The organism is Quatrionicoccus australiensis, from assembly GCF_020510525.1.
In the GTDB taxonomy this organism is placed as follows: domain Bacteria; phylum Pseudomonadota; class Gammaproteobacteria; order Burkholderiales; family Rhodocyclaceae; genus Azonexus; species Azonexus australiensis_B.
Map to the genome: position 1 here is coordinate 393,098 of NZ_CP075188.1, position 15,905 is coordinate 409,002.

The 15,905-nt window shown below is 65.0% G+C and carries 17 protein-coding genes; 15 read left to right on the top strand and 2 right to left on the bottom strand.

Annotated elements, in window-relative coordinates; genetic code table 11:
- Positions 1–11 precede the first annotated feature (11 nt).
- The 15 genes from KI612_RS01885 (at position 12) to KI612_RS01955 (ending at position 13,800) form a co-directional block, all read left to right on the top strand.
- Positions 12–323 carry an ArsR/SmtB family transcription factor gene (locus tag KI612_RS01885; RefSeq protein WP_226442143.1) on the top strand — a complete coding sequence of 104 codons (312 nt, stop codon included), beginning with the start codon at positions 12–14 and terminating at the stop codon, positions 321–323.
- On the top strand, positions 323–2,464 hold the full coding sequence (aas, locus tag KI612_RS01890) for a bifunctional acyl-ACP--phospholipid O-acyltransferase/long-chain-fatty-acid--ACP ligase (RefSeq protein ID WP_226442144.1): 2,142 nt from the start codon (positions 323–325) through the stop codon (positions 2,462–2,464). Before KI612_RS01885 ends, aas begins: the two co-directional genes overlap by 1 nt.
- Complete coding sequence (locus KI612_RS01895) at positions 2,464–3,696, top strand: amidohydrolase family protein (protein WP_226442145.1); 1,233 nt, start codon at positions 2,464–2,466, stop codon at positions 3,694–3,696. Before aas ends, KI612_RS01895 begins: the two co-directional genes overlap by 1 nt.
- Positions 3,693–5,573, top strand: coding sequence for an MFS transporter (locus KI612_RS01900; protein ID WP_226442146.1), 1,881 nt, complete (start codon positions 3,693–3,695; stop codon positions 5,571–5,573). The genes KI612_RS01895 and KI612_RS01900 overlap by 4 nt, the downstream gene beginning before the upstream one ends.
- Positions 5,574–5,597: 24 nt before the next feature.
- A complete protein-coding gene (locus KI612_RS01905; protein ID WP_226442147.1) occupies positions 5,598–5,822 on the top strand; it encodes a hypothetical protein in 225 nt (74 codons plus the stop codon).
- Positions 5,819–6,565, top strand: coding sequence for a prolipoprotein diacylglyceryl transferase (locus KI612_RS01910; protein WP_226442148.1), 747 nt, complete (start codon positions 5,819–5,821; stop codon positions 6,563–6,565). The genes KI612_RS01905 and KI612_RS01910 overlap by 4 nt, the downstream gene beginning before the upstream one ends.
- A 14-nt stretch (positions 6,566–6,579) precedes the next feature.
- The gene (locus tag KI612_RS01915; RefSeq protein ID WP_226442149.1) at positions 6,580–6,780 is read left to right on the top strand and encodes a hypothetical protein; all 201 of its coding nucleotides are present in this window, start codon (positions 6,580–6,582) and stop codon (positions 6,778–6,780) included.
- 11 nt (positions 6,781–6,791) lie between these two features.
- Positions 6,792–7,475: a tetratricopeptide repeat protein gene (locus KI612_RS01920; protein ID WP_226442150.1), complete on the top strand. Its 684-nt coding sequence runs from the start codon at positions 6,792–6,794 to the stop codon at positions 7,473–7,475.
- Positions 7,472–8,005, top strand: a complete 534-nt coding sequence (locus tag KI612_RS01925) for a tetratricopeptide repeat protein (protein WP_226442151.1) — start codon at positions 7,472–7,474, stop codon at positions 8,003–8,005. Before KI612_RS01920 ends, KI612_RS01925 begins: the two co-directional genes overlap by 4 nt.
- Positions 8,002–9,426 (top strand): radical SAM protein, encoded by a 1,425-nt coding sequence (locus tag KI612_RS01930; RefSeq protein ID WP_226442152.1) that lies wholly within the window; start codon positions 8,002–8,004, stop codon positions 9,424–9,426. The genes KI612_RS01925 and KI612_RS01930 overlap by 4 nt, the downstream gene beginning before the upstream one ends.
- A 119-nt stretch (positions 9,427–9,545) precedes the next feature.
- A complete protein-coding gene (locus KI612_RS01935; protein WP_226442153.1) occupies positions 9,546–10,484 on the top strand; it encodes a diguanylate cyclase in 939 nt (312 codons plus the stop codon).
- 37 nt (positions 10,485–10,521) lie between these two features.
- Positions 10,522–11,412 (top strand): 4-hydroxybenzoate octaprenyltransferase, encoded by an 891-nt coding sequence (gene ubiA, locus KI612_RS01940; protein WP_226442154.1) that lies wholly within the window; start codon positions 10,522–10,524, stop codon positions 11,410–11,412.
- Positions 11,409–11,843 (top strand): SAM-dependent methyltransferase, encoded by a 435-nt coding sequence (locus KI612_RS01945; RefSeq protein WP_226442155.1) that lies wholly within the window; start codon positions 11,409–11,411, stop codon positions 11,841–11,843. The genes ubiA and KI612_RS01945 overlap by 4 nt, the downstream gene beginning before the upstream one ends.
- On the top strand, positions 11,840–13,315 hold the full coding sequence (gene ubiD, locus KI612_RS01950) for a 4-hydroxy-3-polyprenylbenzoate decarboxylase (protein WP_226442156.1): 1,476 nt from the start codon (positions 11,840–11,842) through the stop codon (positions 13,313–13,315). The genes KI612_RS01945 and ubiD overlap by 4 nt, the downstream gene beginning before the upstream one ends.
- A complete protein-coding gene (locus KI612_RS01955; RefSeq protein WP_226442157.1) occupies positions 13,312–13,800 on the top strand; it encodes a GNAT family N-acetyltransferase in 489 nt (162 codons plus the stop codon). Before ubiD ends, KI612_RS01955 begins: the two co-directional genes overlap by 4 nt.
- A 28-nt stretch (positions 13,801–13,828) precedes the next feature.
- On the opposite strand, the gene KI612_RS01960 is transcribed toward KI612_RS01955, so the two are convergent.
- Both KI612_RS01960 and dacB read right to left on the bottom strand, forming a co-directional pair.
- On the bottom strand, positions 13,829–14,440 hold the full coding sequence (locus KI612_RS01960; RefSeq protein ID WP_226442158.1) for a YitT family protein: 612 nt from the start codon (positions 14,438–14,440) through the stop codon (positions 13,829–13,831).
- Positions 14,437–15,891, bottom strand: coding sequence for a D-alanyl-D-alanine carboxypeptidase/D-alanyl-D-alanine endopeptidase (gene dacB / locus KI612_RS01965; RefSeq protein ID WP_226442159.1), 1,455 nt, complete (start codon positions 15,889–15,891; stop codon positions 14,437–14,439). The genes KI612_RS01960 and dacB overlap by 4 nt, the downstream gene beginning before the upstream one ends.
- Positions 15,892–15,905 lie beyond the last annotated feature (14 nt).

Consider the following 15,905-nt stretch of genomic DNA (forward strand, 5'->3'; position numbering starts at 1 on the left):
AGATTATCGACATGAGAAATGACTACACGCGCGCCATCCCCCCCGAGTGGCAAGACATGTCCCGCATTTTCGTCGCGCTGGGCGACGAGCACCGGCAGCGCATGCTGCTCTTGTTCGAGCCGGGCGAGCGGCTCAATGTCGGGCAGATTGCCGAAGTGTCGACGCTGGCGCGGTCGACCGTCTCGCACCACCTGAAAATCCTGCACGAATCCGGGGTGCTGGCTTCCGAGAAGATCGGCAAGGAAGTCTGGTTCTGGATCAATCGCGATGCCCTCGAAAACACGCTGGGCAATGTGCTCGACTACCTCAAGGAAAACACCTGATGCGCACTCTTCTGCGGCCGCTGTTGCGCGGCCTGGCCCGCCTGCTGTTTCGTCTCGAGATTGATGTCCGGGGCGCGAATTTCGCGCATGAGCGCCTGCTCATCGTCGCCAATCACGAGTCCTTTCTCGATGGCCTGCTGATCGGCCTGTTCCTGCCGGTCGACCCGGTTTTCGTGATCAATACCGCGATCGCCAATCGCTGGTATTTCCGTCTGCTGTTGTCGCAGGTTGATTACCTGACGGTCGATCCGGCCAGCCCGATGGCGATGAAGAAGGTCATCCGCCTGATCGAAACCGGTCGCCCGGTGGTGATCTTCCCGGAAGGCCGCATCACGCTGACCGGCAGCCTGATGAAGGTGTACGACGGCCCCGCCTTCGTTGCCGCCAAGACTGGCGCCACGGTTGTGCCGGTGCGCCTTGAAGGCACGGCGCGCAGCTATTTTTCGCGCCTGTCCGGCAAGCATCCGCGTGCGCTGTTCCCGAAAATCCGCCTGACCGTGCTGCCCGAGCGCGTTTTCCCCATGCCCAAGGCATCGACCGCCAAGCTGCGCCGGCGCAAGGCGGGCGAGGCGATGCGCCGCCTGATGCAGGAGATGGTCTTCATCTCGCGCCCGGCGCAGACGCTGTACTCGGCGCTCTGCGATGCCGCCGCGATTTTCGGGCATGGCCGGCGCCTGCTCGAGGACATCAAGCAGGTCGAGTACTCGTACAAGGACCTGTTCAAGATGGCGCTGATCCTTGGTCGCCAGGTAGAGCGCTTTACGACGCCGGGCGAGAAGGTCGGCCTGCTGTTGCCCAATGTCGTGCCGACGCTGGGCCTGATCTTCGGCCTGACGGCGCGCCGGCGCATTCCCGCGATGCTCAATTACACGGCCGGCGTCGATGCCATGCAGACCGCCTGCGATGCCGCCGAGATCCGCAACATCGTTACCTCACGCGCCTTCGTCGAGCAGGCCAAGCTGGCCGGCAAGCTGGCGGCGCTGACGGGCGTGCAACTGCATTACCTTGAGGACATCCGCGAAAGGATCAGCCTCGCCGACAAGCTGTGGCTGGTGCTGTGGGCGGTCCACTTCCCGCGCGCCTACGAATTGCCGGCGGCGCCCGAGGATGCCGCGGTGGTGTTGTTCACGTCGGGCTCCGAGGGCAAACCCAAGGGCGTCGTGCTGCCGCATCGGGCGATCCTCGCCAATGTCGCGCAGATCCGTTCGGTGATCGATTTCTCGGTGTACGACAAGTTCCTCAACGCGCTGCCCATCTTCCATTCCTTCGGCCTCACCGCCGGCGCGCTGCTGCCGGTGCTCAACGGCGCCAGTCTCTTCCTCTACCCGTCGCCGCTGCATTACCGGGTGATTCCCGAACTCGCCTACGACCGCGGCTGCACCGTGCTGTTCGGTACCTCGACCTTCCTCGGCAATTACGCCAAGTTCGCGCATCCCTACGATTTCTATCGCCTGCGCTATGTCGTCGCCGGCGCCGAGAAGTTGTCGCTGGCCGTGCGCGACCTGTGGTTCGAGAAATTCGGCCTGCGCATCTTTGAAGGCTACGGCGCCACCGAAACCGCGCCGGTCCTGGCGGTCAACACGCCGATGGCCTACAAAACCGGCACCGTCGGCAACCTGCTGCCCGGTATCGAGCACCAGCTGGTGCCGGTGCCCGGCATCGAACAGGGCGGCATGCTGCATGTGCGCGGTCCGAACGTGATGGCCGGCTACCTCAAGGGTGATCAGCCCGGCGTGCTGCAACCGCCGACCTCCGACCTCGGCGACGGCTGGTACGAGACCGGCGACATCGTCGATATCGACGAGGAAGGCTTCGTGAAAATCGTCGGTCGCGTCAAACGCTTCGCCAAGATCGCCGGCGAGATGGTCAGCCTGGAAGTGGTCGAGAAACTGGCGGTCGCCGCCTCGCCGGGCGCGCAGCATGGCGCCTCGAGCCAGCCCGATCCGGGCAAGGGCGAAGCGCTGGTGTTGTTCACCACCGACCCGGCGCTGGGCCGCGAACAACTGGCGGCGAGCGCCCGCGAACTGGGTTTGCCCGAGCTGGCCGTGCCGCGCAAGATCGTGCGCGTCGATGCGCTGCCGCTGCTCGGTACCGGCAAGGTGGATTACGTGAGCCTGAAGAAAATGGCGGAGGCCGTCTGATGCTCGCAAATGCTTCCCGCCGTCGTTTCGTCGGCTGGCTCGGCGGCGCGGCCGCCTTGTCGGCGGCCGGCTGGAGCAGCGCGAAACCGGTGCTGGTGAACAAATGCCGCGTCGCCATTCCGGCGGCACTCAACGACAGCCCCTGGCTCAGCCAGGTCTGGGACGGCATCGATCCGGCGCAGCTCTGGGATTGTCATGTGCATCTGGCCGGGCTGGGCGATGGCGGCAGCGGCATCGAGATCGGGCCGCAACTGGCTTCACCGCTGCATCCGCTGCATTACGCGCAGCGCCTGTTCTACATGAATGCCGGCTGCGCCCACGATGCGCCGGGCAAGGTCGATCAGGCCTACGTCGCCCGCCTGCTCAATCTGTGCGACGCGATGCCGGCCGGCTTCAAGGTCATGCTCTTTGCCTTCGAGCGTTTTCACGACGGACGCGGCGACGCGCATCCCGAGCATTCGGCTTTCTACGTACCGAATGCCTGGGCGGCGCAACTCGCCAGGGATTTCCCGGCGCGTTTCGAATGGGTCGCCTCCTTGCATCCGTATCGCGCCGATGCGGTCGACCGTCTGGAAACGGCGATTTCCGGCGGCGCCCGCGCCGTCAAATGGCTGCCGGCGGCGATGGGCATGGATCCGGCCGATGCGCGCTGCGATGCGTTCTATCGCGTGCTTGCCCGCCGCGGTACGCCGCTGATCGTGCATTGCGGCGAGGAAAAGGCGGTCGAGGGCAGCAACACGCAGGCCCTGGGCAATCCGCTGCGCTTGCGCCGGGCGCTCGACGCCGGGGTCAGGGTGGTGGTCGCGCACTGCGCCTCGCTCGGCGATGATGTCGACGACGACGGCAAGGTTCGCCGCAGTTTCGATCTCTTCCTCAAACTGATGGCCGAGCCGCGCGCCAGGGATTTGCTGCATGGCGACATCTCGGCGATCAGCCAGCGCAACCGCCAGCCGGCGATCATCCGGACCCTGCTCGAACGCAGCGACCTGCATGACCGCCTGCTGCACGGTTCCGACTACCCGCTGCCCGGTGTCGTGCCGCTGACTTCGCCGGCGGCGCTGGCCCGCGCCGGGCTGTTGCCCAAGGCAGCCGTTCATGATCTCGACATCCTGCGCCAGCACAATCCGCTGTTCTTCGACTTTGCCCTCAAGCGCCTGTTGCGCTGGCAAGGCCATTCCTTTTCTCCGGCGGTCTTTGCGACCCGCCGCCTTTTCGCTGCGAGCCAAGCATGAGCGGACAATTCGGACTTCTCAAGGAGAAGCGCTTCGCGCCCTTCTTCGTCACCCAGTTTCTCGGGGCCTTCAACGACAACCTGTTCAAGAATGCGCTGGTCGTGCTGCTCACCTTCCAGGCGGCGCAATGGACGACGCTCAAGGTCGAGTTGCTCGCAAACCTGGCGGCCGGCATCTTCATTCTGCCTTTCTTCCTCTTTTCGGCGACCGCCGGCCAGTTGGCCGACAAGTACGACAAGGCCTTGCTGGCGCGCCTGGTCAAGGTGCTCGAGATGGTGATCATGGGCGTCGCGGCGGCCGGCTTCTTCCTGCACAGCCTGCCGGTGCTGATGGGGGCGCTGTTCCTGCTCGGCTGCCACTCGACGCTGTTCGGGCCGGTCAAGTACGCGATCCTGCCGCAGCACCTGCATAACGACGAACTGGTCGGCGGCAATGCGCTGATCGAGGCAGGCACCTTCGTCGCCATCCTGATCGGCACGCTGGCCGGCGGCCTGCTCGCCGGTTCGGTCGAACATCCGGCCTGGATCGCGCTCGGCGGCTTCGTCGTCGCTGCCGCCGGCTACCTGAGCAGTCGCGGCATTCCGAGCGCGCCGGCGCCCGAGCCGGGGCTGACGGTCAACCTCAATCCGCTGTCGGAAACCTGGCGCAACATCGCCTTTGCCCGCCAGAACCGTACGGTCTTCCTGTCGATTCTCGGCATCTCCTGGTTCTGGCTGTACGGCGCGCTGTTTCTCGCGCAGTTCCCGGCCTACGCCAAGAACGTGCTGGGCGGCGGCGAATCGGCGGTGACGCTGCTGCTCGCGACCTTCACGGTCGGCATCGGGATTGGCTCGATGCTCTGCGAACGCCTGTCCGGCAAGCATGTCGAAATCGGCCTGGTGCCCTTCGGCTCGATCGGCCTGACCCTGTTCGGCCTCGACCTGTTTTTTGCCTCGCCGAGCGGGTTGACCGGTACGACGCCGCACGAGCTGCTCGCGCTGCTCAGCCTGCCGGCCGTCTGGCGCGTGCTGTTCGACCTGGTCATGCTCGGCGTCTTCGGCGGCTTCTTCATCGTGCCGCTCTACGCGCTGGTGCAGTTGCGCAGCGCCGCCGGCCATCGCGCCCGCATCATCGCCGCCAACAACATCCTCAACGCCTTGTTCATGGTGGTCGGCGCGCTCGGTGCCGGCGCGCTGCTCGGCGCCGGCCTGTCGATTCCGGCGCTGTTTGCCGGCGCGGCGGCGCTCAATGCGCTGGTCGCGCTCTACATCTACGGCCTGGTGCCGGAATTCCTGATCCGCTTCGTCGCCTGGCTGCTGATCAAGGCCGCCTACCGGCTGCGCAGCGCAGGCACGCAGCACATTCCGGAAGAGGGCGCGGCGCTGCTCGTCTGCAATCATGTCAGTTTCGTCGATTCGCTGGTCGTCATGGGGGCGGCGCCGCGCCCGGTGCGCTTCGTGATGGATCACCGCATCTTCCGCATCCCGCTGCTCAATTACGTCTTCCGGCACAGCGGCGCGATTCCCATCGCGCCGGCCAAGGAAGACCCGGCGCTGATGGAAAAGGCCTTCGCCGAGGTGTCGACCGCCCTGGCCAACGGCGAGCTGGTCGCCATCTTCCCGGAAGGCGGTCTCAGCCCGGACGGCGAGTTGCAAGCCTTCCGGCCCGGCATCACGCGCATTCTCGACGCCAACCCGGTGCCGGTCGTGCCGATGGCGCTGTCCGGCCTGTGGGGCAGTTTCTTCTCACGCATTGACGGCAAGGCGATGCAGAAGCCGTTCCGGCGCGGCCTGTTCGCGCGCATTTCGCTGAACGTCGGCGCGCCCGTGCCGGCCGACCAGGCGACGCCGGAAGCGTTGCGCCAGCAGGTTGCCGCGCTGCGCGGTACACCGGCCTGAACGGTCGATTTTCAAGGAGAGAACATGCAGATCGTAGCCATCCTGTTGAAGGTATTCGTGCTCGCACTTGGTTTGACGATGATCGCCGGCGGCCTGTTTTGCAGCGCAATCGGCATCGAGTCCTCGTCCTACGGTTTCATCGCCGTGATCGGTGTCGCCTCGGTCGTGCTTGGCGCGCTGTTTTTCTATCTCGCGATCCGCAGTCTGCAGGGCAAGCCGGCCGCACCCGAGGAGCCGCCGCAGCCATGATTCCCGTTGAATACGCGGCGGCGGTGCACGGCTTTTTCGAGATGCTGGCGCTCGGCGTCGGCACCGCCTTCTATCGCTACCTGCGCCGGCGCGATGCTTCCGCCAGCGTGCTGCACGGGCCGGAGTTCGCGGTTGCCGCCGGCTGCATCTTCGGCGCGGCGTTGGGCAACAAGGCGGTGTTCTGGATCGAGATGCCGCACCTGCTGGCGCAATACTGGAATACGCCGACTGTCTGGCTGGGCGGCCAGTCCATGGTCGGCGGCCTGCTCGGTGGCCTGATCGGGGTCGAGATCGCCAAGAAAATGGCCGGTGTACAGCGGTCGACCGGCGACGCCTTCGTGTTTCCCATCCTGCTCGGTCTGATCATCGGCCGCATCGGCTGCTTCCTGGCCGGCCTGGCCGACGGCACCTTCGGCAATCCGAGCGATCTGCCCTGGGCCATCGATTTCGGCGACGGCATCCCGCGCCATCCGACGCAGTTGTACGAAATTCTTTTTGCCGGCGGCCTGTGGTTCGTCTTGCAGCGTTTGCAGTCCCCGCTCGCGAATCGGCCGGGGCTGCTCTTCAAATTGCTGCTGGTTGCCTATTTGTTGTGGCGCCTGGCGGTCGACGCCCTGAAACCGGTGCCTTTTGCCTATCCGCTCGGTTGGTCGGGGATTCAATGGGTCTGTCTGCTGGCGCTGCTCGCCTATTTGCCGGCGTTGTGGCGACAATGCCGGGGTGGGACGCCGGTCGTGGTTTGAACAGGGAGAGGACAATGGGGAATTTGTTTGCGAAGGCGCTGATTCTGCTGCTCGGTGCCTGGCTGATTACCAGCGGCGGCCTGTGTGCAATCAGCGCGGGCTTCAGCCCGTGGGCGCTGATCGGCATCGGTTTTGCCGCACTCGGCATCTGGATCATCAGGATCGTGTTCCGGCCGCCGGGCGAAAACGAGCCTGAGCTGAAGGACAAGGAATGAACGGAGTTTGCATGCATCAGGATGAAGTCATCAGTCGGCGCGGCCGGGTAGCCCGCCGTCTGGTGCTGGCAGTCGGTCTGGCCGGCATTGTCGGCCTTGGCTGTGCGACGATCACACTGGCGCCGCCGACCGATGAACGGGCGGCGAAGCAGTTTCTGCCCGCGGCCGAGCAGGGCGATCCGGTCGCGCAATACCAGCTAGGCTTGAGCTATCGCTACGGCACTTCGGGCTTGCCGCGCGATCCGGCCAAGGCGGTAGCGTGGTTGCGCAAGGCGGCTACCACCGGCAATGCCGATGCGCAGTTTGCGCTCGGCGATCTTTACCTGAACGGCAACGAAGGCCTGGCGGCAGACCCGGCGCAGGCGCTGAGCTGGTTCCACCAGGCGGCTGCGAAGAATTCGGGCAATCAGCTGTGGCTTGCCGATCTTCTGGAAAAGGGTCGGCCCGGTGTTCTCCCGGCTGATCCGGCCGCGGCGCGGGCGCTGTATGTGCAGGCGGCACCACGCAGCCGGCTGGCCTGCCAGCGTCTCGGTCAGATGGCCGAACGCGGCAGCGGCGGCGAGTCGGGGCCGCTGGCCGCCTTGAAATGGTATGTACTGGCCGGCTCAGCGGTCGACATCGCGCGCCAGGAGAAAATGCTCAAACCGGCCGAAATTGCCCGCGCCCGGGCTGAAGCCGCGGGGTGGCAGCGATGAAATCCCTGCTTCTTTTGCTGTTCCTGCCGCTCGCCGGCTGCATCAGCGTGCGTCAGACGCCGTTGCCCGCCAATCAGGCGGTGGCGGTCGATTATCCGGCCACCGTGGCCGGCGACCGCAAGGCCGAATTGCGCCTGGCGAACAGTTTCCGTTATGGCAGTGGCGGCGTTGGCCGCAATGAGGCGGAAAGCCTGCGCCACTGGCTGGATGGTGCCGAAGCCGGCAATGCCGACGCGCAAATGGCGCTCGCCAGCCATTACCGGACGAGCGATCGCGAGCGGGCCGCCTACTGGTATCTGCGCGCCGCCGAAGCCGGCAACCGGCAGGCGCTCGGCGCTCTGGCAACTCTCTATGGCGACAGCCGCAACGGCACGCCGGATTACCCGGCGGCGCTGAAATGGGCTTACGCGGCCGGCAACGCCTACCAGATCAACCTTTATCAGAAGCAACTGACGCCGGAGGCCCAGGCCGACGCGAAACGTCAGGCCGAAGAATGGAAAAGCCGCCAGCCGGCGAAGGAAAAACAATGAGCCGCAAGAACCGCCCCTGGCTTTTCTACGACACCACGGCCTCGGTATGCACGACCTGCCTGCGCCAGGTCGAGGCCAAGATCGTCATCAAGGACAACGCGGTCTTCCTCGACAAGTGGTGCCCGGCGCACGGCACCGAGCGCGTGCTGATCGCCGACGATGCCGAGTATTACCGCCTCGGTCGCGAGGTCTACGTCAAGGCGCCGGAAATGCCCGACCAGTTCAATACGCGCATGCTGCATGGCTGCCCCTACGATTGCGGCCTGTGCCCGGACCACATGCAGCATTCCTGCCTGTCGGTGGTCGAGATCACCGAGCACTGCAACCTGCGTTGCCCGGTGTGCTACGCTGAATCCGGCCCGGAGAAGCAGAATCACCGGACGCTGGCCGAAGTCGAGGCGATGTTCGACGCCATCGTCGCCAACGAGACCGAGCCCGACGTGGTCCAGCTCTCCGGCGGTGAACCGACCCTGCACCCGGATTTCTTCGCGATCCTCGATGCCGCCAAGGCGCGTCCGATCCGCCACCTGATGATCAATACCAACGGCCTGCGCATCGCGCGCGAGCCGGAATTCGTCGCGCAACTGGCGACTTACAAGCCGGGCATCGAAATCTACCTGCAGTTCGATTCGTTGCACGACGACGTGCTGCAGCAGATGCGCGGCGCCGACCTCGCGGCGCTGCATGAGCGGGCGCTCGCCAACCTGGAAGCGCACGGCATCTCGACGACGCTGGTGATGACCGTCAAGCGCGGCGTCAACGACCAGCAGATCGGCGAAGTCATCCAGCACGGCCTCAAATACCGCTGCGTGCGCGGCGTGACCTTGCAGCCGGTGTCGGACGCCGGGCGCAATCTCGATTTCGATGCCGCCCGGCATCGCCTGACGATCAGCGAAGTGCGCCGCCGCGTCGCCGAGCAGTCGGGGATTTTCACGCTCGACGACATCGTGCCGGTGCCCTGCAACCCGGATACGCTGGCCATGGGCTACGCCGTCAAGCTGGCCGGCGAGGTGTTGCCGCTGACCCGTCATCTCGGCCCCGAGGCGCTGTTGGCCGGGCCGCGCAACACCATCGTCTTCGAGCGCGATCCGGCAATGAAGGAAGCGGTGTTCAAGCTCTTCTCGACCAACCATTCGCCGGTGTCGCAAGCCAACTGCCTGTCGGCGCTGCTCTGCTGCCTGCCGAGCATTGCGGCGCCCGATCTTGGTTACGAAAACGTCTTTCGCGTGCTGATCGTGCAGTTCATGGACGCCGCCAACCTCGATCTGCGGGCGCTGAAGAAATCCTGCGTGCACTTTGCCCAACCCGATGGCAAGCTGATTCCCTTCGAGGCCTACAACCTGTTCTACCGCGGCGAGCGGGCGGCCAAAACCCGAGAAATCCAGGCCGAAATCGTCGCCGCGACCGAGCGTCGGCGCTGAGGTCCGGGGCGAGCGGGATGCTCCCTATATCCATCTTCGCTGCCTCTCTGTATGCTTCGTCATGGACTACGCCATTGGTCATAGATTAATGCGGCTTTTTTGAGGCGACGGACGAAGCAATGAAGATTCTGCTGGTGGATGATTCAAGGGCCATGGCGATGGTGACGACGGCGCGCCTCGAATCCTTCGGGCATGAGGTGGTGCATGCCATCGACGGGCCGGCGGCGATTGCCCATTTCCAGCAGACGCCGTTCGATCTGATCCTGATGGACATCGAAATGCCGGGCATGAACGGCTTCGAGGCAACGACCCGGATTCGCGCGCTGGAAGGCAACGAACTCTGGGCGTGGACGCCGATCATTTTCGTCACGGCCACCGATACGCCGACCAATCTGGTGACGGCCATCGAGGCCGGCGGTGACGATTTCATTTCCAAGATGGCGCCGGAAAACGTGCTGCAAGCCAAGATGAAGGCGATGTCGCGCATTGCCGCGATGCGTTCGCGTCTGGCCCAGGCCAATTCCCGCTTGCAGAGCCAGGCCAATCGCGATGGCCTGACCGGCCTGCTCAATCGGCGGGCAATGGACATGCAGATCGACCAGCTCTGGGAAATGGCGCTTGCCAGCGGCAAGGCGTTCAGCCTGATGATGATCGACGTCGATAACTTCAAGAAATACAACGACCACTATGGTCATCTCGCCGGTGATGACTGCCTGCGCTCGGTTGCCAACTGTCTGGCTCATACGGTGCAGCAGGCCAACGATGACAAGGTGGCGCCGGGCGCCTTTGTCGCGCGCTATGGTGGCGAAGAGTTTTGCGTGGTGATCCCGGATTCGGCGCCTGGCGTACATGTCGGCGTCGGGCTGGCGATTGTCGAGGCGGTGGCAGCCTTGCAGCTGACGCACGAGAAGAATGCCGACTGGGGCGTCGTCACGGTGTCGCTCGGTTGCGTCTGCGCCCATCCGGCGAGCGGTGCGGTTGGCAGCCTCTTCCGCCAGGCCGATACGCTGCTCTACAAGGCCAAGGAAGCCGGGCGTAATCGCTGCGAAGCCGCCTGAGCACGGTCGACCGCGCCAGACGGGGTAAAATCGCCGGATGAACTGGCCCGCCCTTAAAGAAAAACTCGATCTCTACGAAAAGTTGATGCGGCTCGACAAGCCGATCGGCATCCTGCTGCTGCTCTGGCCGACGCTGTGGGCGCTCTGGTTGTCGGCACAGGGCCGGCCGGAATGGACCATAGGCGTTGTCTTCGTGCTCGGTACCGTGCTGATGCGCTCCGCTGGCTGTGTCATCAACGACTACGCCGACCGCGATTTCGACAAGCATGTCGAGCGTACCAAAGAGAGGCCGCTGACCGCCGGCCGGGTGAGTACGAAAGAGGCGTTGCTGCTCTTCGCCTTTCTGTGCCTGCTTTCCTTCACGCTGGTTCTCGTGCTCGGCAACAATCTGGTCATCTGGCTGTCGGTGCCGGCGGTGTTTCTCGCCGCGAGCTATCCCTTCACCAAGCGCTTCTTCGCCATTCCGCAGGCCTATCTCGGCATTGCTTTCGGCTTCGGCATCCCCATGGCCTACGCGGCGCATCTCGACACGGTGCCGGCCGAAGCCTGGTGGCTGCTGCTCGCCAATGTCTTCTGGGCGGTGGCCTACGATACCGAATACGCCATGGTCGACCGTGACGACGACCTGAAAATCGGCATCAAGACCTCGGCCATCACCTTCGGCCGTTTCGATGTCGCCGCGGTGATGTTCTGCTACGTGATGACGCTCGCCATCATCGCCTGGGTCGGCTGGAACAATGCGCTGGGCTGGCCGTTCTACGCCAGCCTCGGCGTTGCCGCCGGCATCATGGGCGTGCATTACACCTGGATCCGCGGTCGTGAGCGCATGCCCTGTTTCAAGGCCTTCCTGCACAACAACTATGTCGGTGCGGCGATCTTCGTCGGCATCGTGGTCGATTTTCTGGTTTCGGGAAGGAGTTTCGGATGAAGATCCGCGTTTTCCCCCTTTTTCTCGCGTTGACCGCTGGCGCCGGGCTGGCCCTGGCCGAAGACACGCGAACCCTGGCCGTCTTGCCGGCCCCCGCCCAGGAAACCCTGCGTCAGGAAATGCTCGACAACCTGCTTGCCGTCAACGAAGTGATTGCGCTGCTCGCGGCCGGCAAGGTCCGTGAGGCGGGCGAACTGGCCGAGCTTCGTCTGGGCCAGTCGGCGATGGGCAAGCATCGCGGCAAGCCGTTCGATGCCATGCCCGGCCCGAACATGCCGCCGGCCATGCACCGCATCGGCATGGACGGGCACCGGGCGGCCAGCGAGTTCGCTGCTGCCGCCAAGTCCGGCGAGCGCGACAAGGCGCTCGCCCTGTTACCCAATCTCACGGCAACCTGCGTTGCCTGTCACGCGGCCTACCGTACCCGATGAAATATCACGACTTGCGCGACTTCATGTCGCAACTGGAAAAGACCGGCGAACTGAAGCGCGTGGCGGTCGACGTCGATACGCGCCTCGAAATGACCGAAATCTGCGACCGCGTGCTGCGCGCCGAGGGGCCGGCCATTCTCTTCGAGCAGCCGGTGAGCGGGACGACGCGGCACGACATCCCGGTCCTCGCCAACCTGTTCGGCACGCCCAAGCGCGTCGCGCTCGGCATGGGCGAGGAGTCGGTGCAGGCGCTGCGTGAGGTCGGCAAGCTGCTCGCCTACCTGAAGGAACCGGAGCCGCCGAAAGGCCTCAAGGATGCCTGGGACAAGCTGCCGATTCTCAAGCAGGTGCTGAACATGGCGCCGAAAACGGTGTCGAGCGCGCCGTGCCAGGAAATCGTCTGGGAAGGCAAGGATGTCGATCTGGCGCGCCTGCCGATCCAGCATTGCTGGCCGGGCGACATCGCGCCGCTGATCACCTGGGGCCTGGTCGTGACCAAGGGGCCGCACAAGAACCGGCAGAATCTCGGCATCTACCGCCAGCAGGTGCTCGGCCCGAACAAGGTGATCATGCGCTGGCTGGCGCATCGCGGCGGCGCGCTCGATTTTCGCGAGCATCAGCTGGCCAATCCCGGCCAGCCTTTCCCGGTCGCCGTCGTGCTCGGCTGCGATCCGGCGACCATCCTCGGCGCCGTGACGCCGGTGCCGGATTCGCTGTCTGAATACCAGTTCGCCGGCCTGCTGCGCGGCGGCAAGACCGAGTTGATCAAGTGCATCGGCTCCGCCCTGCAGGTGCCGGCGTCCGCCGAAATCGTGCTGGAAGGCGTGATCCATCCCGGCGAGACGGCGCTTGAAGGGCCGTACGGCGACCACACCGGCTACTACAACGAGCAGGCCGAATTTCCGGTCTTTACGGTCGACCGCATCACCATGCGCAAAAAGCCGATCTACCACAGCACCTATACCGGCAAGCCGCCCGACGAGCCGGCCATTCTCGGCGTCGCGCTGAACGAGGTGTTCGTGCCGCTGCTGCAGAAGCAGTATCCGGAGATCGTCGATTTCTACCTGCCGCCGGAAGGCTGCTCCTACCGCATGGCCATCGTCAGCATCAAGAAACAGTATCCCGGCCACGCCAAGCGCATCATGTTCGGCATCTGGTCCTTCCTGCGCCAGTTCATGTATACCAAGACCATCATCGTGGTGGATGACGACATCGACATCCGCGACTGGAAGGAAGTGATCTGGGCGATGACGACGCGCATGGATGCGACGCGCGACACGACGCTGGTCGACAACACGCCGATCGACTATCTCGATTTCGCGTCGCCGGTCGCCGGCCTCGGCTCCAAGATGGGCCTGGATGCGACCAACAAGTGGCCGGGCGAGACGACGCGCGAATGGGGGCGGCCTATCGTCATGGACGACGGCATCAAGAAAAAGGTCGATGCGATGTGGCAGGAGCTTGGGCTATGAGTCTCACGGTGCTTCCCCTCGATCTCTCCGATCTGGCGCAGGCCGAAATCTGGCTGCAACTGCTCGATCACTACGCGCAGGACCCGATGGGCGGCGGCGACGGCCTGTCCGACTACGCCAAGCTCAACCTGGTGGCAACCATGCGCGAGGTGCCGGGTTTCCACGGGGCGCTGGCCTGGCTGGACGGCAAGGCGGTCGGCTTGATCGACTGTTTCGCCGGCTTCTCGACCTTCGCGGCGCGGCCCCTGCTCAATGTGCACGACGTCGTGGTGCACCGCGACGTGCGCGGCCGCGGCGTCGGTCAGGCGCTGCTTGCCTGGGCCGAAGCGCGCGCCCGCGAACTGGGTTGCTGCAAGCTGACGCTGGAAGTGCTGTCGAACAACACGCGCGCCATGCGCAGCTATGAACAGGCCGGTTTCGCGCCTTACGTGCTCGACCCGGCGGCCGGGCACGCGCTGTTCCTGCAGAAATACCTCGCCGACTGAGGTCTACCGGTCGACGCCGGAAAAACGCCTAAATTCCCATGTAGCGGCCGGCCTTGTGGTTGACCGCGATGACCAGGTTGAGGGCGACGGCACCGAGGATCGAGAGCGCGATGCTGGCCGGATCGCGCACGAAAAAGGCCGCCGCGAGTATGCCCAGGTCGGCCGCCATCTGCAGCTTGCCGGCCCGCCAGCCGCGACTGTTCTGCAGGTGGATGGCGAGGATGCCGATGCCGCCCAGGCTGGCCTTGTGGCGGATCAGCATGAGCAGGCCGACGCCGGCCATGAAGCCGGCCATCACCGCAGCAAACACTCGGTTCACTTCGCCCAGCGTGATCAGGCCGGGTAGCACTTCGGTGTAGACGGCGAGCAGGCTGACCGCGATGAAGGTCTTCAGCGTGAAGGTCCAGCCCAGCGCGCGCACGCCGAGGTAGTAGAAGGGCAGGTTGATGGCGAAAAGCAGCGGCCCGATCGGCCAGTCGCCGACGTAGTGGAGCAGGAAGGCGATGCCGACCGTGCCGCCGGTGAGCAGCCCGGCCTGGCGGAAGAGCAGGATCGCGAAGGCGACGAAAAGCGGCGCGACGAGCAGCGCCTGCGCATCCTCGAACAGGGTGTGGCGAACGACCGGTGCTGTCTGGCTCATTCCTTCTCCAGCACGATGTTCTTCTCACCGGCATGCCGTTCGGCAACCCAGACGAGCAGGGCATCGATCGCGGCCGCACCGGCCTGGGCGCGCGGATGATTGATCAGGAAGGTCACGGCGTGGCGACGTCCTTCGCCATCCAGCGCATAGCCGGCGGCTGTCTTGACGCCGTCCAGCGTGCCGGTCTTGATGTGGGCGCGGCCGGTCGCCTGCGAGCCGTTGAGGCGCTTCTTCATGGTGCCGTCGATGCCGACAATGGGCAGGCTGGAAATCAGCTCGGGCATCACCGGATTCTTCCAGGCATCCTGCAATAGGCGATTCAGGCTGCCGGCACTGATCCGCTCCAGGCGTGACAGGCCGGAGCCGTTTTCCAGCGCCAGTTCGGGAAAGCGCAGGTTGCGCCCGTTCAGCCAGTCGGTGATGCGCTGGCGGGCGCGTTCTGCGGTCGCCGGTCCCGTGGCATCCTTCGGGGCGTCGTTGCCGAGGGTCAGGAAGACCTGGCGCGCCATGACATTGTTGCTGTACTTGTTGATGTCGCGCACGGCATCGGCGAGCGGCGCCGACTCGTGCGTCGCGAGCAGGCGGCTGCCAACGGCGACGTTGCCGCCGCGCACCTGGCCGGTCAGCGTGCCGCCCAGTTCCTGCCACAGGCTGCGGATCAGGCCGCTGGCCTGGGTATCGGCCGGCAGGGGCGACAGGTTGAGTGTCTTCTCGCCGCACAGCGCGCTGTAGCTGCCGGTGAACTCGAGGCGGTTGCCATCGTTTTCCGGGATCAGACGGACGTTGATCAGGTCCTTCCAGTTGCTGCTGCAGGCATTGCCGTCGGCCTTCAACAGGTTGTCGAGGCGGAGGCCGGCGGCCGGGGTTTCGAGCAGCAGGCGCGGTCGACCGTTGTCGGGCAGTAGCGTGAAGCGCAGGGCGCGGAAGTTGATCAGCAGGCCGTCCGGGCCGACGTTGTAGGGCCGCATCGGCTTGTCGTCGAAGGCACCGGGATCGATGCTCGGGACATTGAAAACCGTCCGGTCGAGCACCACGTCGCCGGCAATGTGGCGGATGCCGCGCACGCGCAACTGGCGCAGCAAACCGCTCAGGTGTTCGATCGCGAAACGCGGGTCGCCGCTGCCCTTGAGGTACAAATTGCCGTTCAAAACGCCGTCGACCGGTGAGACATCGATCCAGGCCGTCGTCTTCCAGGTGTAAGCCGGGCCGAGCAGGTCGAGCGCGGCGTAGGTGGTGACCAGCTTCATGACCGAGGCCGGGTTCATCGCCTGGCTGCTGTTATGGGCGACCAGCGCGCTGTTGCTGTCCACTGGCTGGACAACGACGGCGACGCTGGCGGCGGGAATCTGCGCTGTCTTGAGCGCCTTGAGCACGGAGGGCGGCAGGCCGTCGGCGAGTGCGGTCAGGCTGAGGCTGCCGAGCAGGGCGCTGACGAAGATTTTCTTGAGCATCGGTTTCTGTCGGG

Bases quoted from the DNA above. Each gene is read 5' to 3' on its own strand.
- KI612_RS01885 (WP_226442143.1), top strand. From the start codon at position 12: ATGAGAAATGACTACACGCGCGCCATCCCCCCCGAGTGGCAAGACATG.
- aas (WP_226442144.1), top strand. From the start codon at position 323: ATGCGCACTCTTCTGCGGCCGCTGTTGCGCGGCCTGGCCCGCCTGCTG.
- KI612_RS01895 (WP_226442145.1), top strand. From the start codon at position 2,464: ATGCTCGCAAATGCTTCCCGCCGTCGTTTCGTCGGCTGGCTCGGCGGC.
- KI612_RS01900 (WP_226442146.1), top strand. From the start codon at position 3,693: ATGAGCGGACAATTCGGACTTCTCAAGGAGAAGCGCTTCGCGCCCTTC.
- KI612_RS01905 (WP_226442147.1), top strand. From the start codon at position 5,598: ATGCAGATCGTAGCCATCCTGTTGAAGGTATTCGTGCTCGCACTTGGT.
- KI612_RS01910 (WP_226442148.1), top strand. From the start codon at position 5,819: ATGATTCCCGTTGAATACGCGGCGGCGGTGCACGGCTTTTTCGAGATG.
- KI612_RS01915 (WP_226442149.1), top strand. From the start codon at position 6,580: ATGGGGAATTTGTTTGCGAAGGCGCTGATTCTGCTGCTCGGTGCCTGG.
- KI612_RS01920 (WP_226442150.1), top strand. From the start codon at position 6,792: ATGCATCAGGATGAAGTCATCAGTCGGCGCGGCCGGGTAGCCCGCCGT.
- KI612_RS01925 (WP_226442151.1), top strand. From the start codon at position 7,472: ATGAAATCCCTGCTTCTTTTGCTGTTCCTGCCGCTCGCCGGCTGCATC.
- KI612_RS01930 (WP_226442152.1), top strand. From the start codon at position 8,002: ATGAGCCGCAAGAACCGCCCCTGGCTTTTCTACGACACCACGGCCTCG.
- KI612_RS01935 (WP_226442153.1), top strand. From the start codon at position 9,546: ATGAAGATTCTGCTGGTGGATGATTCAAGGGCCATGGCGATGGTGACG.
- ubiA (WP_226442154.1), top strand. From the start codon at position 10,522: ATGAACTGGCCCGCCCTTAAAGAAAAACTCGATCTCTACGAAAAGTTG.
- KI612_RS01945 (WP_226442155.1), top strand. From the start codon at position 11,409: ATGAAGATCCGCGTTTTCCCCCTTTTTCTCGCGTTGACCGCTGGCGCC.
- ubiD (WP_226442156.1), top strand. From the start codon at position 11,840: ATGAAATATCACGACTTGCGCGACTTCATGTCGCAACTGGAAAAGACC.
- KI612_RS01955 (WP_226442157.1), top strand. From the start codon at position 13,312: ATGAGTCTCACGGTGCTTCCCCTCGATCTCTCCGATCTGGCGCAGGCC.
- KI612_RS01960 (WP_226442158.1), bottom strand. From the start codon at position 14,440: ATGAGCCAGACAGCACCGGTCGTTCGCCACACCCTGTTCGAGGATGCG.
- dacB (WP_226442159.1), bottom strand. From the start codon at position 15,891: ATGCTCAAGAAAATCTTCGTCAGCGCCCTGCTCGGCAGCCTCAGCCTG.